Here is a 19,805-nt window from a genome sequence, read left to right on the forward strand (position 1 = left end):
GCGAGTTATTGTCAAATTGCCCAGATTCAATTGCGTATATTTTAAAAAAATTTGTTTACTTTTTAATACTTTGTTGATTTTTTATTCATGCAAAATTTTCCCATATATACATATAATTCATCTTATTGAAAAGATTTTGATTAATAGTTCATATTTGATTAATTTTTCTGTATTAATATGGATAAACATTAATATTTACATGATTACTTTATTAATAATGTGAAAATATAGCTTTGTAAATCAATCTTTTAACATCACTGCCTTAATAATACATTTATTGTATTATTAAGGCAGTGATTATTCTATACTTATTCTTCTTTAATTCTTCTTCCATTCAGGTCTTCTAAATTTAAATATTAATAATGGAATTATAACACTTACTATTGTTCCAATTATTTGGAATAATATATAGAAAGTATGTTCACTCTCTTTTAATATTGATGGTGGTATTAAACTTACTATTATAGTAAGGATAACTCCGAACAAAGCAAGTAAAACTATTACCCACATAAAGCCATTTCCATGTGAACCTAATCTAAATGGTCTATTAACATTTGGTTCTTTATATCTTAGCAATATAGCGGATACCCCTATTAAAATATATACTATACAATAAAGTATAGTTGTTGTTATTGTAATCATAAAGAATGCACTATTTACATTTGGAATTGCTACATATGCTAATGTAAGAAGAGATACAACTATAGCTTGTATTATTACAAAAGTTATAGGTACTCCCTTATCGGTTCTCTTTTGGAACAATTTTGGTAAATTTCCTTCCTCAGCAACCTTAATCATTGCTTTTGATGGTCCAAGTACCCAAGCACTTATTTGCGCCAATACCCCAATTGCTATCATAGCTGATATTATATTATTAAATATTGCTGGTATTCCAAGTCCTTTGCAATAAATAACAAATGGTTGTGTAATATTTGCAAGTTCCATCTGTCCATCAGGAACTGCATTTGCAACAGTAAGTCCTGCAGTTAAATTTAATATTGCAAGTACTATTACTGATAAAATAACTGCTATTGGATAATTCTTCTTTGGATTTTCAATATTATTAGCATGTACTGATGATATTTCTACCCCTGCAAATATAAATATAATTCCTGAGAAATAAGTTAAACTTCCCAAATCATGAAAATCAGGAATTAGTTTACTTGCACTAAAAGTTCCTAGATAACCATTAGGATTTAATCCAAATTTAATTAAATAAGCTATTCCTAATGCTACAAGTGCTATAAATGGTATGTATACACCTATTACTGCTCCCCAATCACCAACTATCTTAACCATATCAAATTTTAAATTTAATAATGTAACACCCCAGAATGATATAAGTATACAAAGTGCTACGAAAACATTATTTTGTGATAATGTTGGATCGTTTACAACATATCCAAGTAATACCCCTACTGTAGTTCCTACCATAACCATACCAGTCATCATTTGAACCCATAAAAGCCATGAAGTTACAAACCCCCACTTTTCTCCAAGAGCTTCTTTAACCCAAACTTGTGGTCCTCCTTCTTCTGGCCATCCAGTTGCAAGTTCTGCTGCTATTAATGATATCGGAATAGCAAAAATCACTATAGCTCCAACAAAATAAAATATCTGTGTCCATCCATTAATAGCTAATGTAGGTACACTTCTTACAGTTCCAAAAAACGCCATGGTTATACCAATTAATTGGAAAAGTGTCAGTTTCTTTACACTGCTCATATCTCCTTACTTCCTCTCGTAATACTTGTTTTCATATGATAATAAAACCATTACTGACAAGTACGTATTTTTTAACTTTATGATAAACCTTTCGCCTTCATTGTCAAACATAGTATTAATTATCATTTTTTTGCATTTAAATTTTATCTTTACATACTTAAGAAAGTTAAATATTTTTTTATATTTCTCAAAGTAGTTTTATTAATATCTTCTTTTTTTAATCATTAAATTCATGAACCATTAACACTAATCTATAATTTATCTATAACTACTAATTTTTGTATGAAGTTTGTCATAATAAATAATTAATAATATTTACTAAAAAAATCCCCTTTGTAATCTTTTTCATAGTATCTATTGGATACTTTATTCCAATAATTATATATTATATATACTTTTTTCCTATTCTATCATTTATCAAGTACCTTTTTTATTAAACTAATAATTCTTCCCAGTATATACCCTTTATTCAAATATTGTTAATTTTTGCACTATATTTACTAAACATCTATTATTTAGTAGTAATAATTCAAGTCAATGTAATTAATATAATAATATATTTCTTACATTGGCTATTTTTAAATATATTAAGGAGATGTTTTTAATGGAAAATACTACCGATGTAAATTTAGGTGCCCTATTTTTAGGACCAAAATCTGAAAACGAGGATTTTTTCTTAAAAAATCTAACAAAAATGTTTAATCAACATTCTCAATGGAGAAAAAACTTTCATCCAGAAGATGGTGATGTAATACTTAATGATACAATTTCATCTCAAGACTTTATAAATACACAAAATAAAACTGAAAATATATTAGAAGAACTTTCTTCTAAATTAAGATCTAACATGATGCCTTGGCATTCAATGAGATATATAGGTCATATGAATACAGATACACTTATGCCTTCCTTACTTGGATATTTTGCTGCTATGCTTTACAATGGTAACAATTGTGCTTATGAAGGTGCACCTGCAACTACTATTTTAGAAGGTGAAGTTGGTGAAGACTTCTGTACTCTTATGGGAATAAATCCTCAAACAGGTTGGGGACACATAAGTGCTGATGGTACAACTGCAAACTTAGAAGCCTTATGGTATGCAAGAAACTTAAAATCTATCCCACTTGCCCTTAAAGAAGTTTCTCCTGAACTTGTTTCCGGAAAGTCTGAGTGGGAATTATTAAACATGTCAGTTGATGAAATATTAGATTTATTAGAAAAGAATCCTAAGAAACTTGATAAAATAAAATCCAATTCTGCAAGAGCTGTATCTTCTATCATACCAAAACTCGGAAAGTTATTAGTTCCACAAACAAAACATTACTCATGGCTTAAGGCCGCAGATATATTAGGTATTGGCAGTGACAATTTAATTGAAGTTCCAGTAGATAACCATTTCAGGATGGATATAACTGCCCTTGAGAACATAATAAATAATTGTATAAAAAATCAAGTTCCTATTTTAGGTGTTGTTGGTGTGGTTGGGTCTACAGAAGAAGGTGCTGTTGATTATATAGATAAAATAGTAGCCCTAAAAGATAAATTTTCAAAGCAAGGTATTAACTTCTATTTCCATGTAGATGCTGCTTTTGGCGCCTATGCACGTTCAATATTCCTAGATGAAAACTTTAATTTTATAAAAGAATCAGATCTAAAGGAAAAGTTTAAGGAACATAATATATTCCAAAACCCTGATGATGTAGATTGGCCATCTTCTTCAATATATAATGCTTTTAAATCTATGGACAGGGCAGACAGTATAACCATAGATCCTCATAAAATGGGTTATGTTCCTTATGCAGCAGGTGGAATATGCATTAAGGATAAAAGAATGAAAGATTGCATATCATATTTTGCTAATTATGTTTTTGAAAAAGGTATGGATATTCCAGTTTTATTAGGTGCTTTCACTCTAGAAGGTTCTAAAGCTGGTGCATCTGCCGCTGCTGTTTGGGCTGCTCATAAAGTATTACCCCTTAATATCACAGGATATGGTAAATTAATAGGATCTAGTATAGAGGGTGCTCATAATATTTATAATAGAATAGAGTCTCAAAAAACCTTTGAGATTCGTGGTAAGAATTTAGTAGTACATGCTTTAGTTAATCCTGACTTTAATATGGTAGATTTTGCTTTTAATATAGAAGGAAATACTGATTTAGAACTTATGAATGAATTAAATCATAAATTTTATGAGGAAGCTTCCTTCTGTACAAAACTATTTACAAATGATTTTATAACATCTCATACAGTATTTGATTATGTAGATTATGGTGATAGTCTCGTAGATTTTGTAAATAAATTTAATATATCAAAAGATGAATGGGATAAAGTTCATCAAGTAAGTGTATTAAGGGCTACAGCTATGAATCCTTTCTTTGCAGATAGAGAAACCTTCAATACTTATAATGAAAAAATTAGTGAAGCTATAGTTAATGATTTAAAATTAGTCTTAAGTGACCTTGATATAAAATAATATTTAAAGCTAAAAAGGACCTCACAAAATGTGAAGTCCTTTCTTATATAAGAAATTTATATTATCTTACGTCGTAGATATTTTCTAATTTCTTTTGGATTGCTGCATCTACTTTATCCATGTATTCAGCAAATGTTTCTTTGTTGTTTATGAATGGTGAAAGTACGCATGCTCTTAATACAGTAACCTTTTGTACTTCATCCCACTCTTCTCTTGAGAATCCAAGTGATTTAACAAATGGGTATGGGCTGTTTCCGTAGTCTGGTACTGCGAAATCAGTATGTGAAGTGATGAAATCATTATTGTATAATCCACCTCTTACATATGAAGCTTCTTCATAGAAATCATGGTTTAAGTGATTCATCTTAGTTAAATCAGTGTTTCCTTCTTCGTTGAATGCGAAGTCAACCATGTTGAAGTCAGGTCTTATTAATGTGTTAAGTATAACCTTCTTGTCTCCAACCATGAATTCTTTTCCGTTGAAGTGGTTGTAAAGGTTGAATGAACCTTCAATTCCAGCTCCGATAAGTTTTCCGTATCCAGTTATGTTTAATGGTAATGTTCTGTGAGCTGTCCAAACTGATGCAGCTGTAGCTCCTGCTTTTGATCCTTCAAGCATGAATGCTCCAAGTAATGCAGGGATGTCCATTCCTTTTTCAAATACGTAAGTTGCGAAGTATGAGATTGATTCTCTCATTCTCTTATCTTTTATAACTATACCACCAGCTGAGTAAGGGATGTATCCCATCTTGTGAGGGTCAATAGTTACTGTATCACATTCGCTTATAGCCTTGAATGCTTCATAAGTATCATCTGAAGGCCACTCTGTTTCTTCGTTTAAGAATACTCCATGCTCTAAATATTTAGCTTTTAATTCATCTTTAGGGATGAAGTTGAAGTTTTCATCTAAGAATATTGATCTAGCATATCCGCCGTATGCAGCATCAACGTGTACGTAGAAGTTTATTCCTTCTTTAGCTAATTTATCTCTTACAGCTATGATTTTGTGTATATCATCAACTGCTCCTTCTTCTGTTGAACCAACAACACCAACAACTCCTAGAGTTGGGATTCCTTGTGCAGCTAATTCTCTTATTCTCTTTTCAAGAACTTCTGTATTCATTCTGTATTGTTCGTTAACTTCTACAGCTTCAACTTGGTCTAAACCGATACCGATTATATCAGCTGATTTAAGCCATGAGTAGTGCTTAGTTTGTGGAACAAACCATTTTCCTAATTTTCCTAAGTTTTTACCGCTTCTAGCTGATTTATCTTTTAAATCATCTAACTTTTCTGGTACTCTATCAACTAAGTCTAAGATATCTTTAGTTGACATGTTTAATAATTCCCATTCAGTTTTTCCTTCAACTAATTCAGGTGCTACTTCTCTCATTGCAAGTGGTAGTGATTTTATGTTTCTTGCATACCAGATAGCTTCTAAGTTAGCGATTGATCCGTCAGCACAGATGTGTCCCCAACCTATTTCATCTTCGTATCCCATAAGTTTTGCAAAATCTGCTCCAACTTCTTCTTCCATTTCTGAAGTTCCTGGTGATGATTCATAAGCAACGTTGTTACCATTGTATAACATTGCAGCGAAGTATCCTAATATAGCTGGCATTAAAGTTTCTGAGTTCATGTGTCCTAAGAATCTTGGTGAATGCCATGGTAATGATTGTGATCTTAACTTTCTTGATAATTCAGTTAAAACTTCTTCCATTCTGTCAGCAGTCATCATGTAGTCTTCTTCACTCATGTCTGTTTTCTTTATTATGTTCTTATCTTCTGGATGGTAGTTTTTTCTCCATTCGCTGTGATCTTCGAATAACATTTTTAAATGTTTTTCAAATGTATCTTTGTTTTCTGACTTTGGTCCTAAAAATAATGCTTTTAAGTTTAAATCTTGTGCGCTCATTTATAAGTCTCCTTTTCATATGCTTTGTAATATATTACAAACCATATGACCATTTAAAATGAAAGATTAACCTCAGTTTAAATAATCATACGTTTCAAATATATTGATTTAATGCTTTTTGTTTTAAATAATGCTTTTTTGTTTTTAAATAATGCTTTTAATTTATAATAAAATAATGCTTAAATTATTTATTATCTACTTTTTTCCACTCTGGTTTCTTACATTTGAATATTATAAGTGGTATTACTACACTTACTATTGTTCCAATTACTTGGAATGCAATATATCCAGTATGTTGTTCTTTTGGTAATATTGATGGTGGTATTAAACTTACTATTATAGTGATTGCTACACCAAATAAAGCAAGTAATGCAACTATCCACATTAATCCATTTCCTGATCCTAATCTGAAAGGTCTTTCAACATTAGGTGCTTTGTATCTTAAAACTATAGCTGAAACTGCAATTAAGATATAAACTACGCAGTAAAGTATAGTAGTAGTTACAGTGATCATAAAGAATGCACTGTTAACATCGTCTGTTACTAAGTAAGTTATTGATATTAATGAAATAACTATAGCTTGTATTAAAACGAATGTTATTGGTACTCCATTTGAAGTTCTCTTTTGGAATACTCTTGGTAAGTTTCCTTCGTCAGCAACTTTAATCATTGCTTTTGATGGTCCAAGTACCCAAGCACTTAATTGAACTAATACACCGATTGCTATCATAGCTGATATTATGTTTGAGAATACTGCTGGTATTCCAAGACTTGCACAGAATATAACAAATGGTTGAGTTATATTAGCTAATTCCATTTTTCCCATTGGGACTGCATTTGCAACTGTTAAACCAGCTATTAAGTTAAATATAACTAAAAGAATAACTGAACCTATAACAGCTATTGGATAATTTTTCTTTGGGTTTTCAATATTATTAGCGTGAACTGATGATATTTCTACCCCTGCAAATATAAATATAATTCCTGAGAAATAAGTTAAACTTCCGAAATCACTGAAGTTTGGTATTAACTTGCTTGCGCTGAATGTTCCTAAGTAACTATCAACTTGGATTCCGTTTTTAAAGAAGTATGCTAAACCTAGTACTACTAATGCTACGAATGGAATATAAACACCAATTATAGCACCCCAGTTACCAACGATCTTAACCATATCGAATTTAAGGTTTAGTAAAGTAACTCCCCAATAAGAAATAAGTATAACGATAAATATAAATACATGGTTACTTGCTAATTCTGCATTTCCTACAACATAGCCAAGTAAAACTCCAACTGTTGAAGCAACCATAACCATTCCGAAGAACATTTGAACCCATAAAAGCCATGATGTTACGAATCCCCATTTTTCTCCTAGGGCTGCTTTAACCCAAACGTGAGGACCTCCTTCTTCTGGCCATCCTGTAGCTAGTTCTGCTGCTATTAATGATATAGGGATAGCAAAAACAACAACTGCTCCTACAAGGTAAAAGATTTGAGTCCAACCGTTTATTGCTAATGTAGGAACACTTCTAACTGTACCAAAGAAGGCCATTGTGATTCCTATAAGTTGGAAAAGTGTAAGTTTTTTAACACTGCTCATAAGACTACTTCCTTTCATGAAAATATTTAATTTTTTAATCTAGAGTAAATTATTTATATGTATAAAGATATATTAGTTATATAATCTACTCTAAAATTTACTTCATATTAAAACATAATGTGTTTTCTACGAAGCACATACTCTATATTATTCTCTTTTATTTTTTTGTCAAATTAGCAAAGAATGTGTCGAACACAGTTTGTTTATATTTTTTACATTTAAGTAATTTTATTTTCATTTTATTCATTTAAAATGCTATTAAATCTAATTTATATTCAGTCTAATAATAGATTTATTTAGTTTTTTTAAATATTTGTTCATAAATTATTGGTGATACCAATATGAATTCGTTTTTATATTTTACCTTTTTATTAACTAAATTTAGTCTTAGTAAACCGTTTTCTCTACTGTTTTATTTATAAAAATAAATAAATATTGTATAAATACTTCTTAAATTAACATAAAATACAATATATAGAAATTTTATTGTAAATATTATTACAAATATTTTTCAATATTATGCCCATATGTCTATAGTATTTTTTTACATTTTTGAAGGTTTTAGTATATTTGTATAGAATACTAAAATAACATCTTTATTTTGTGGGGAGGGAATTTATGAGTACAAAATCTGATGCTGTTAAAATTAGTTTAGGAATAATCGCGCTGTTTGGCTTTTTAGTAGTGTTTGCTCTTTTCTATCAAAACTTCTTTTTGTAAATTTTAACCAAACAAAAAGTGCTTTGTTTTAATCAAACAAAGCACTTTTCTCATTATATAATTAACACATAATAAATATATATCATTCTTAAATTATGTATTCAATTCATATTTTTAACATTTTAATAACTATTATAAAATGTATATTTATTAGTTTTATATACCACTTTTATTTATAAAAATTATAGAATCACACTAGTAATATAAAACTAATACATATTTAAGCTTCTTCTTTCTTCTTATTAGTTAAAAATAGTGCAAGTACAAATCCAACTGCAGCTATTATTGCTGATGCAATAAATAACTCTGCAAATCCACTATTTAAGGTTTGTTGGAAAGTATTTTCTATTGTAACCCTTGCAGCATCTACTTTAGTTAAATATTCTGCCTTCATTCCATTAAATACTGCATCTACAGTAGTATGTGGTGGTATATGACCTGCAAGACCTTGTTCTATTGCAGGTTTTGCTTTATCAAACATGAAACTTGCAAACTCTTTCATTACACCTGTAATACTTGTTACATCAGCATTTTGGAATGAATTTAGTATATTTTGTGGAACATTTCCCATTGCATGTCCCATATTTGCTGATGCTCCCTGAATTGGTGGCATAACTTCCATAAGTTTTGCTGGCATTTTATCCCCAGCTTCAGCTATAAAGTTTACTAATATATTAGGTGATACTGCAATACCAACACTTTTTATAAGTGATAGTGTTGCCTGTGCTGATCCTGCTTCTTCTTTTGGTACATTTACTTGCATCAAATAATTAAGTGGTGTACCCATTGTTAGTCCCATACCAGCACCCATTATACAAAGAGCTATAATTAATAAAGGTGCATTATCTGACTTTGAGACAAATAAAGCTAAAGTAAGAGTTCCAACTACTGTACACCCAAAACCTACTAACAGTACCGCTTTTGCTGAATATTTATCTATAAACTTACCACCTATAGGTGCTGCTATTCCTGAGAAAATAGCCATTATTGTTATTAGATATCCACCTGAGCCTTGGCTTAATCTTAATGTATTTTCACCAAATTGAGGTATAAATACAACACTCATCATTCCACATCCAACAACTAAACTCATAATTAAAGTTATACATATATTTCTGTTTGTAAAATAACCTAAGTTTATTATTGGATCTTCTGCTCTATTTTCACGATATATAAATATAGGTAATAATACAACAAATACAATTAAGTAAGGATATACATCAACTGACTTTAATGATGCTGAGAAGCTATGGAAATTTAAATTTGTAACTCCATACATTAATGATAAAATCATTATTGCTACAATTATACTTCCCCAAGTATCCATTCTTTTTTTAGTATGCTCTACTTCTACGATCTTTATCTTAAGAGCCATTATAATAACTACTATACATATAGGAACATTTATAAAGAATAATAATCCCCAGTTATCAGCACCAAAGCCTTGTATAATTCCTGATCCTATTGATGGTCCAAGAGTTGTAGCAATACCATAAGTTGCACCAACTAAACCTAGTGCAGCACCTCTTTTTGCTTTTGGGAAACTTTCTCCAATAAACGCTGTAGCTATTGGCATTATTCCTCCACCACCAATAGCTTGTATAACTCTAGCTGTTAGTAAGAAATTATATCCTCCAACATAATCTGATATACCACATAAAGCTGAACCTATACCAAATAGAGTTATTGAAAATACAAACATCTTCTTCTTTCCATACCTATCTGATAATTTTCCTGAGATAGGCATTACAACTGCATAGGCCAGAGTATATATTGTAATCATCCAAATAGAACTATCTGCACTTACACCTAATGCATCTGCAATAATAGTTCTAGCCGGTGATACAATACCAGAGTCCATACCTCCAATAAATATACCAAGTAAAAACATTATCATTAGTGCTTTTTGTGTCTTTTTACTATAGCCATTCTCATTTTCCATTTTTCTTCCTCCTTTGTAACTGCTATTTATATTTTTTATAATAATAAACCAAATTATTAATTAGAGTATTTAGAGGTTAATATACATATTAAATCTTCAAAAGAAAAGGTTCTACTTTTTATAATAGTAATCATATTGCTAACTATAAACTTACTAAGTACTCTCTCATTTAATGCTGATTGTATATCGCCATTATTTATATGATATACAATAATCTCCTCTGTTATATCGTATAAAGGTCCAAATATACTATCAATGTTATGATTTGGCTTAGACTTCTCTTCCTTATATACTTCAAAAAATATCCCCATATGATTTGAGAAATAATTATCCACAGCATCATATATAATCTTCATTTTTTCTTCGAAGCCTTTATCTAACTTATTAACATCTTTAAGTTTTAAAATAACCTCTTTCCAATCACCCCTAATTATCTCTAGGACTATTGAATGTTTATTTTTAAAATAGTTATAAACTGTTCCAAGACCTATCCCGCAACTTTTAGCTAAATTTCTCATACTCAATTTACTATATCCATCTTCTTTAATCATAAATCTAGCTTCGCTTAATATTTTCTCTTTAGGATTATCTAATATCTTTGGCATCTATGAATCACCTTCTTTATGAACCATGTTCAAATTATAATTTTATTCTACCTTTAATTCAATAGACAAAGTATGATATTTCTGTTAATTGATAATTATTATTCAAAACTATCTATAATTTGTTAATATATAATACATTTTTATTGCGTAACCCTGAATAATTATCTCCTATTTCCATTAACTAAATTGACCATTAAATTAATTATTATAGTTACCTCCCTAATAATTAATTTATCTATTAATCCATTATAATTTATAAATATCCTCTATGAATATATTCCTTTATTTATCATAATATTACTTTTATGGATTTAATTAAATATATTTTAGTAACTTTTCAAAAAATTTAACAATATTATTACGGTTTATTTCTTTTATTAGCGAAAAGTTGTTGTATAGTTTTTTTGGGGCTAAAGTTAACTACACTTTTAGGAGGATAAAAAATGAATGAGAATAAAAAACTTAAAGAGATAGAGGAAATCTATGAGAAGATAAGTCCCTTTGAATTTAAGAATGAGTTAATTAAAGTTGCAAAAAAAGAGCTTGATGGAAGTAAGCGTTCATTGCTTGATGCTGGAAGAGGAAATCCTAATTGGACAGCTGCAACTCCTAGACAAGCGTTTTTTACATTTGGACAATTTGCTGTACTTGAAACTCAAAGAGTTTGGCAAGAAGGTGATCTTGCTGGTATGCCTCACCAAAAAGGAATTTATAACAGATTTAAAGAATTTGCTGATGAAAATATAAATGCACCAGGTATGGAGCTTTTAATAAATATAATTGAATATGGAATAAATAAAAAAGGATTTGACCCTGATAGCTATGTATATGAGTTAGCTGATGGAATAATTGGAGACAATTATCCATTTCCTGATAGAATGCTAACTCACACTGAAAGCATAGTTCATGATTACTTAGTAAAAGAAATGTGTTCTGGCGATATTAGTGATGGAAACTTTGATATCTTTGCAGTAGAAGGGGCAACTGCTGCAATGTGCTATATTTTTGATTCATTAAAAGCTAATGAATTATTATGTAAGGGAGATAAAATTGCCATAATGACACCAGTATTTACTCCTTATTTAGAGATTCCAAATATTCCAAGATATAGTTTAGATATAATCCAAATAAAGGCTGAGGAGTATTCAGCCAATGGAACACCTTCATGGAGAGTACCACAAAGCGAATTAGATAAGCTTAAAGATACTACAATAAAAGCTTTATTTATTGTAAATCCAGGTAACCCATCATCAGTTGCATTAACAGATAAAAGTAAACATAGTTTAATTAAAATAGTTAATGAATATAATCCAAATTTAATCATAATATCAGATGATGTGTATGGAACATTTGTACCTAATTTCCGTTCATTAATGGCTGATCTTCCATATAACACAATTGGAGTTTATTCATTCTCAAAATATTTTGGAGTAACAGGATATAGATTAGGAACAATAGCACTTCAAAAAATTAATGTACTTGATGATTTAATAAAAAATCTTCCTTCTGATAAAAAAGAACTTATACGCTCACGTTATAAAGATTTATGTACTGATTGCGAAAACATACCATTTATAGATAGAATTGTAGCAGATAGTAGACAGGTTGCCCTTAATCATACAGCTGGCCTTTCAACACCTCAACAAATACAAATGGCATTTTTCTGTGCCTTTGCTTTATTAGATACAGATGATAATTATAAAAATCTAACAATAAATATATGTCGTCGTCGTAAGCAATTATTATTTGATGGATTAGGTGCTGAATTAAAAGATGATCCATATAGTGCTTATTACTATACAGAATTTAATATACTTGAGTGGGCAAAGATTAGCTTTGGTTCTGATTTCGCAGACTATCTTAAGAATAACTATAGTTTAGTTCATATACTTTATCATCTAGCTAAAGATTGTTCTGTAATATTATTATCTGGAAGTGGTTTTGATGATTCTGAATGGTCACTTAGAGTATCTCTTGCTAATTTAGATGATCGTGAATACTATAGAATAGGTAAGATTATGCGTAATTTAATGATAGATTTAATATCTAGATGGCAAGAATCTGAAAATTCTACTAAGATATCATCTTAGTTATGTTTTCTATATTTTAAATTTAAAATTTATAAAAAGAGCCTAATACTATAAGTATTAAGCTCTTTTTTCTTCAATAATCTTTTTTAGTATAATAAATTTTATTTTATCATAAGAAAACTCTTCTGAAAGTTCATCCTTTATAGGTTTTACTCTATAAAATCCAATCTTATCTACAACTTCTAATACTTTATTCTCTTCTTCATTATTAAATAAATCTGAAAAGTCTATTTTAAAATCTATATCATTTCCTGCATTCATATATTGCTCTATATGAGATATTATTGTTGTTATAGCAAGACCTCTTTCCTCTGATATACAGTTAAAATCCTTTCCCTCTTTTATCATATTGATTGTTATTTCATAAGATTTTTGTTTTCCATTATTACTTCCTTTAGATTGTTTTTTATCATTACCTTTATCACTTTTTTTATTGTTATCTTTATGGCTCCATTTAACCTCTATATTGTTTTCATCTATATACTCTTTTATCTTATTTAAGAATTTGTCCCCATACTTTTCTATCTTCTTCTCTCCAACTCCACTTATTTCTATAAGCTGAGTATTATTTATAGGCATTCTAACACTCATATCTTTAAGTGTATTATCCCCAAATACTATATATGGAGGCACTCCTTCTTCCATAGCAATATCTCTACGAATATCTTTTAATATAGCAAATAAATCATTATTCGTATCAAGCTTTTGAATTTTCCTCTCTTCTTTAAATAATACTTTTTCATTACCTTTTATCACTTCTAATGACTTGGTATTTTGCTTAACTACAGGATATTCTCCACCATAATTTATATATCCATGAGATATTAATGTATTTATAAAATCCTTTAATTCTTCTTTTGAGTAATCCTTCATTATTCCATACGTGGTAAGTTCATTAAGTTTAAAGTCAATTATCTTTTGATTTTTAGACCCTCTTAAAACATCTACTATCATCCCTATTCCATATGGTCTTTTCATTCTATAAACACATGATATAACCTTTTGTGCATCTATTGTTTTATCAACAACTTCAGCAGTTGATTCACAATTACTACAATTGTTACAATCTTCTTTAAGCTCTTCGCCAAAGTACTCTAATATAAACCTTCTATAGCATCCATTACAATACACTAAATCAGTCATAGTTTGAAGTTTTGATAATTCATTCATTTTTCTCTGTGGATTAAGTGTTCCTGTGTCTATAATATATTTTTGTGTTTGTACATCACCTGGTGAAAATAATAATATACATTCTGATTTTTCTGAATCTCTACCAGCTCTTCCTATCTCTTGATAATATCCTTCTATATTCTTAGGCATGTTAAAATGTATTACATATCTTATATTAGGTTTATCAATCCCCATACCAAAGGCATTCGTTGCTATCATCAGACTGCTTCTATCATATACAAAATCTTCTTGATTTTCTTTTCTCTCTTCATCTGAAAGTCCAGCATGGTATCTTCCAACACTTACACCTTTTGAACTTAAAACCTCATATAATGAATCTACTTCTTTTCTTGTAGCACAGTATATTATTCCTGATTGATCCTTATTTTCTATAACATAATCTAATATATATTGTTTTTTATTAACACCTTTTTCTATAATTATCTTTAAATTTTCTCTATCAAATCCAGCTACAAATACTTTTGGATTATTAAGATTTAAAAGCTTAACTATATCTTCTCTTACTTCTTTAGTTGCTGTTGCTGTAAATGCTGATACAACTGGTCTTTTATTTAACAGTTCTATAAATCTACTTATATGTTTATAACTACTTCTAAAATCATGTCCCCAAGTTGACACACAGTGTGCTTCATCTACTGCTACTTGAGATATATTTATATTAGATATTATATTTAAAAATTCCATTGATTCTAATCGTTCAGGGGCAACGTAGAGAATTTTTATGTCTCCATCTTCTATCTTTCTAAAAACCTCTCTTATTTCTAAAGTTGAAAGAGATGAATTAATATATGCTGATTCTATTCCAACGCTATTTAAAGCATCTACTTGGTCTTTCATAAGAGATATAAGTGGTGAAATTACAATTGTTATGCCATCCATCATAAGAGCTGGAACTTGGTAACATATAGACTTGCCTCCCCCTGTTGGCATTATGGAAACTACATCATTTCCACTTACTATTTCATTTATTATTTCTTCTTGTCCTTTTCTAAAATTACTATATCCAAAATAACTTTTTAAAACCTTTAATGCATTCTTCAAAATTACTCTCCTCTTTATTTAAATCATATTATTATTATAGACCAAATTTTAAACTTATAAAAAGGAATTACAACCTGTAATCCCTTTTTATAAGTTTATTTTAAATAAGTGATTATTCTAAATAACCATTTATTTATTCTATAACTAATCTTTTAAAATACTCTTCATCTACTGTCTTATTAAGTAAGTACAGATTTCTTCTACTACTTCATCTACATTCTTTTCAGATGTATCAAATTTTTCTGTATTCATATCTTTATATAAATCTAAGTAATTAACACTTCTCTCTAAACAAGCTATATCTCTCTTACCCTCATCTATATCTTTAGAAATTCTTGCTTTTAATGCACTCTTAGAACATATTAAAGTTATCTTTTCAAGATCATATCCTCTATTCTTAAGCCCTAATAGAATTTCTTCCATTATAGATTCATCATGAATTACCCAATTAAAAATAATATTTTCTATATTAGAGTTATTCATAAAATTATTTAGCAGAAATATAATGTTTTCTTTAACCATTTTCTTATTCTCTTCATTTACAATAAAGGGATCCATCATCCAGCACCAATCCCCATCTAACCAAACTGAATTATTTAATCTTTTGTTTAATTCTTTGCAAGTTGCTGTTTTACCAACACCCATTGTCCCATTTATAACAATTAACCTCTTCATAATAAATAATTCCTTTTTATAATATAAATACTATTTTATATTTACTCTATCTAAAATCTTTTGGTATACATTTTGCATAAATGGTTCTTTCTCTGTATATTTCATAAGATCTTTTATAGGAAGCCATTTAACTCCGCTATTTTCATCTTCCTTCATTCTAATTTCTTCATCTTCATCACCTTCAAAAAGATAAGCAATTGATAAATGTAGATGTGGTGATACAAATTCGCCTCTTTTTATATGTCCATTTACAGGAAGAACATCTAATGAAGCTATTCCATTATAAAGAAGTCTTGCATTCTTTAATCCTGTTTCTTCTTCAAGTTCTTTAAAGGCTACTTTTAAAAAGTCTTCATCTCCATCCATATGTCCACCAGTCCAAGCCCATGACTTATAAATATTATGGTAAGCCATAAGTGCTTTATCCTTTTCTTTATTAACTACAAATGCTGAACTTGTTAAATGGCAAACTATATTCTTTCTTGTAAAGATATCTTCAAAATTATTTATACACATAAGTATACTTTCTTTATCCTTTACCTCTTGTTCATTTACAGGTATATACTCCTCTATTTCCCTTTTCCAATTCATAAATTGCTCCCCACTCTCTTTAGTTATTCATTTTTTATATGTCATTATATATTTCTTTCCATCATTACTACATCATCCACAGATTCATATTCATTTTTCTTATAAAACCCTTCTGTCTTATCTGTTCTTGATGTAAATAAATATATATAATTTATACCTTTATCTTTTAATCTATTTGTAAATTCATTTAATACTTTCTTGCCTATTCCTTGTCCTTTTTTACTATGATCTACACAGAATTCTTTTATATTAAAATGCATGGCATCATAATAGTACTCATGATTTCCAAGAATCATTCCTACAGGCTCCTCATCCAAATAACAAACTAAACCATATGATCCTTCACAATTTATCATCTGTGTTAATCTTTTTGTAGCACTTTCTTCTGTCCATCTATCATTCCATGGCTCTGAATTAAATGATTTAATGTAAAAATTAACTACACTTTCTAAATGTTCTAAAGTAATCTCTTCAAACCTCATTTCTATTACTCCTTTTAAATAATATACAAACTTATTCATTATAACTTTACCTCTTAACATTATATCACATTACTTATAATTCTATTTATGCTATAATATAGGATGTATTTCAAAGGGGGATAATATGAAAAAAAAGGATATTTTTTTAATTATGCTTTCTGCATATATAGGACTATTAACCATATCAAATATTAACTTAAAGGAAAATAATGAGGCTTTAAACTCAGAAATAAATAATTTAAATTTATCAATTAACACTATAAATTCACATATAAGTGACATATATTCTAAAATGGAAGTTTTGAGTGCTCCAACACATTTATTAAGTAGCTATAATTTTGAAATAAAAGATAAAAATATATATATAACAGCAGATATAACCTCTCCTTCTAAACCATCTAAAGTAGTGGTTAAATATAAAGATTCTACTAAAGATAACTGGCGGGAAAAAGAGATGACTACTACTGAATACCCACACTATTTCACTAGCATTGATTTTGATCCATCAAAGGACTATAATTTTTCTCTATACTTTATAGAGGGCAATAAAGTATATCCATTTAAAATGGATAACTACTCATTTAAAGCTTTAGCTAAATCTTCTATAGTTCATTCTATAAATTTATACTATAACCCTTTTAATAATTCTATAGGCAATGATTTTTATTTTTCAACTAATCTAAGAGGCGATAATAGTAATTTGTTTAATGTAGTCGACTTAACCTATAGAATAGTTTATAATGGAAAATTAATTAAAGAGTATACTACTAAAGATTTTGACAATAGAAATAATGGAGCAAGCAACACATTTTTACTAAGCTCTACTATTCCTTCAAAAGATATAAATAAAGATATTGATAGTTCTTTACTTAAAGGAGAGTTCGTTGCAAAAGATTTAGCTGGAAACATCTTTAAAGGAACATCTTTAAATAATGATTTAGATATAACATTATCTGATTCTAATAAATAAAAAGCCCACAGAATACTATTAAACTACGATTATTTTAATTTTTAAATTACTATTTATCATTTATATATGATAATAAATAGTACAATATAGGATATAAGCATATATGCTTATATCCTATATTTATTATAATCTATCTTATTTTTATTATTTATGTAATATTATACTTATATTTCTATAAATATAATGTTTTAAGATACATGTTCTTTTATTTAAACATCTCTCTAAAACTTTGTTTTTCTTTATTGCTCTCGAATAAATTCAAGAAATCACATATCTCAACTCCAAAATCTATAAATGAATTACCAATTGCAGTTATTACATTACAATCTCTAACTATATCTACATTAACAAAGTTCTCTCTATTAAAAGGATCCTCTTCTCCAAATATAATTTTGTGTCTATTTGACCACTTCTTTATTGGAGTTGTATATTGTACATTATCTAATGCAGTTGATTTAGCTAAGTATACTGTACCAGCCCCACAAATTCCTGCAATTAACTTATTATTGTCTTTAAAGTATAATATTAAATCTTGAAGTTCTTCTCTATAGTCCCAATTCCAACCACCTGGAATTATAAGACCATCAAATTCGTCATACTCAATATCTTTTAATATCATTTCTGGACTATATATAAATCCAGTTTGTCCTTTAATACTTCTCTCTTCATAAGCCACAGTAACAACTTGTATATCTTCTTGAGTATTTAAAAGATGTGATACAAAGGTAACTTCATAATCAGTCATATTTTCAAAAATAAATAATGCTATTTTTCTCAAAGGTTTATCCCCCACTATTCTCGTTATATTTTCCCATTTTTTACTATAATTATATCTTAATTCTACTCTAAATAAAATATATTAAAATTAGCTTTTATATTAAATATTTTATCTATTATTTAATTAACTCACTTCTTTTTATATATGGATTTATATATCTATCCTTCTTTAATGTTTTATTGCCTATATTAATTGCTTTGCTTGGACAAATATTTATGCAAGCCATACAATCTATACATTTCCCATTCCATGTTGGCTTACTTTCTTTTAATTTTACATTACTCACTGGGCAAATTTTTTCACAAGTTCCACAACCTGTACAATTACTATTCACATTAAATTTCTTATCTTTATTCTTATATTTGTTTTTCCAAAGAGAATGAACAAAATTGCTTACTGCTTGTTTTCTAATCTTTAAATTCTTATCATCTTTATTTTCTATAGATGTTATGAAATCATTAAGCTTACTTTTTTCATCTTCTATAGATTTAATTGCTCTATCTTTTGAAGGATTTCTTCCTGCTCTTATATAGTTAGATATATATTTTATCTCTTCAAAATTATTAAGTCTAAGCCCTTTAATGTTTAAGATTTCATTTATTCTTACAAAACCATTCTTTGAAGATCCACCTCCTGTAACTTGTACTGCAAAAACATAAGGACTACCTTCTAATTTTAGTTTTTCTAAGAATTCTTCAACAACAGCTGGAAGACTAAAGCAATGTAGTGGATATATTATCCCTACCATATCACTATCACATATAAGATTTTTCTCTTTCATTGCTCTTGCTATAGGTATTAATTCTACTTCATCTATTTTATTTTTAATTTCCTTTCCAACATACAGACAGTTACCTGTTGATGTGAAATAATATATTTTAATCAAATTTATCACCTACTATAATTTATTAATATATTTTTGTAGTCTATAAAACTTATTATAAAGTATCCAGTCTTATATTATCTATTAACTTTTTAATTGTATTTTTAAATTAACAATCTAAAAT

14 protein-coding genes are annotated in these 19,805 nt (G+C 28.6%); 3 read left to right on the forward strand and 11 right to left on the reverse strand.

Features of this window, described 5'->3' with window-relative positions:
• Nucleotides 1-318 precede the first annotated feature (318 nt).
• Entirely contained in the window at nt 319-1,725 is a 1,407-nt protein-coding gene (gene tyrP / locus JOC62_RS07805) for a tyrosine-tyramine antiporter (protein WP_204594696.1), read from the reverse strand.
• Between the two features lie 604 nt (nt 1,726-2,329).
• Between tyrP (JOC62_RS07805) and JOC62_RS07810 the strand changes: the two genes are divergently transcribed.
• Entirely contained in the window at nt 2,330-4,201 is a 1,872-nt protein-coding gene (locus JOC62_RS07810) for a pyridoxal-dependent decarboxylase (RefSeq protein WP_204594697.1), read from the forward strand.
• A 61-nt stretch (nt 4,202-4,262) separates the two neighbouring features.
• On the opposite strand, the gene tdc is transcribed toward JOC62_RS07810, so the two are convergent.
• The 4 genes from tdc to JOC62_RS07830 all read right to left on the reverse strand — a co-directional run bounded on the left by tdc (nt 4,263) and on the right by JOC62_RS07830 (nt 10,980).
• Complete coding sequence (gene tdc / locus JOC62_RS07815) at nt 4,263-6,116, reverse strand: tyrosine decarboxylase (RefSeq protein ID WP_204594698.1); 1,854 nt, start codon at nt 6,114-6,116, stop codon at nt 4,263-4,265.
• A 184-nt stretch (nt 6,117-6,300) separates the two neighbouring features.
• Nucleotides 6,301-7,713, reverse strand: a complete 1,413-nt coding sequence (gene tyrP / locus JOC62_RS07820) for a tyrosine-tyramine antiporter (protein ID WP_204594699.1) — start codon at nt 7,711-7,713, stop codon at nt 6,301-6,303.
• A gap of 940 nt (nt 7,714-8,653) precedes the next feature.
• The gene (locus tag JOC62_RS07825; protein ID WP_204594700.1) at nt 8,654-10,375 is read right to left on the reverse strand and encodes an MFS transporter; all 1,722 of its coding nucleotides are present in this window, start codon (nt 10,373-10,375) and stop codon (nt 8,654-8,656) included.
• Nucleotides 10,376-10,431: 56 nt separating this feature from the next.
• Nucleotides 10,432-10,980 (reverse strand): TetR/AcrR family transcriptional regulator, encoded by a 549-nt coding sequence (locus tag JOC62_RS07830; protein ID WP_204594701.1) that lies wholly within the window; start codon nt 10,978-10,980, stop codon nt 10,432-10,434.
• Nucleotides 10,981-11,423: 443 nt separating this feature from the next.
• Here JOC62_RS07830 and aspD point away from each other — a divergent pair, with 443 nt between their 5' ends.
• Nucleotides 11,424-13,070: an aspartate 4-decarboxylase gene (aspD, locus tag JOC62_RS07835; protein WP_204594702.1), complete on the forward strand. Its 1,647-nt coding sequence runs from the start codon at nt 11,424-11,426 to the stop codon at nt 13,068-13,070.
• Between the two features lie 57 nt (nt 13,071-13,127).
• On the opposite strand, the gene recQ is transcribed toward aspD, so the two are convergent.
• The 4 genes from recQ to JOC62_RS07855 all read right to left on the reverse strand — a co-directional run bounded on the left by recQ (nt 13,128) and on the right by JOC62_RS07855 (nt 17,089).
• Nucleotides 13,128-15,302 carry a DNA helicase RecQ gene (gene recQ / locus JOC62_RS07840; RefSeq protein WP_204594703.1) on the reverse strand — a complete coding sequence of 725 codons (2,175 nt, stop codon included), beginning with the start codon at nt 15,300-15,302 and terminating at the stop codon, nt 13,128-13,130.
• A gap of 168 nt (nt 15,303-15,470) precedes the next feature.
• Nucleotides 15,471-15,977, reverse strand: a complete 507-nt coding sequence (locus tag JOC62_RS07845) for an AAA family ATPase (RefSeq protein ID WP_204594704.1) — start codon at nt 15,975-15,977, stop codon at nt 15,471-15,473.
• 30 nt (nt 15,978-16,007) lie between these two features.
• Nucleotides 16,008-16,568: an NUDIX hydrolase gene (locus JOC62_RS07850; RefSeq protein WP_204594705.1), complete on the reverse strand. Its 561-nt coding sequence runs from the start codon at nt 16,566-16,568 to the stop codon at nt 16,008-16,010.
• A gap of 44 nt (nt 16,569-16,612) precedes the next feature.
• Nucleotides 16,613-17,089, reverse strand: coding sequence for a GNAT family N-acetyltransferase (locus JOC62_RS07855; protein WP_423882975.1), 477 nt, complete (start codon nt 17,087-17,089; stop codon nt 16,613-16,615).
• 85 nt (nt 17,090-17,174) lie between these two features.
• Between JOC62_RS07855 and JOC62_RS07860 the strand changes: the two genes are divergently transcribed.
• Nucleotides 17,175-18,020: a response regulator transcription factor gene (locus JOC62_RS07860; RefSeq protein ID WP_204594706.1), complete on the forward strand. Its 846-nt coding sequence runs from the start codon at nt 17,175-17,177 to the stop codon at nt 18,018-18,020.
• Between the two features lie 205 nt (nt 18,021-18,225).
• Here the strand turns inward: JOC62_RS07860 and JOC62_RS07865 are convergent, their stop codons facing one another.
• Nucleotides 18,226-18,798: a DJ-1/PfpI family protein gene (locus JOC62_RS07865; RefSeq protein WP_204594707.1), complete on the reverse strand. Its 573-nt coding sequence runs from the start codon at nt 18,796-18,798 to the stop codon at nt 18,226-18,228.
• A 115-nt stretch (nt 18,799-18,913) separates the two neighbouring features.
• Nucleotides 18,914-19,684: an EFR1 family ferrodoxin gene (locus JOC62_RS07870; RefSeq protein ID WP_207758164.1), complete on the reverse strand. Its 771-nt coding sequence runs from the start codon at nt 19,682-19,684 to the stop codon at nt 18,914-18,916.
• Nucleotides 19,685-19,805 lie beyond the last annotated feature (121 nt).

The organism is Clostridium sardiniense, assembly GCF_016907995.1.
Taxonomy (GTDB): domain Bacteria; phylum Bacillota; class Clostridia; order Clostridiales; family Clostridiaceae; genus Clostridium; species Clostridium sardiniense.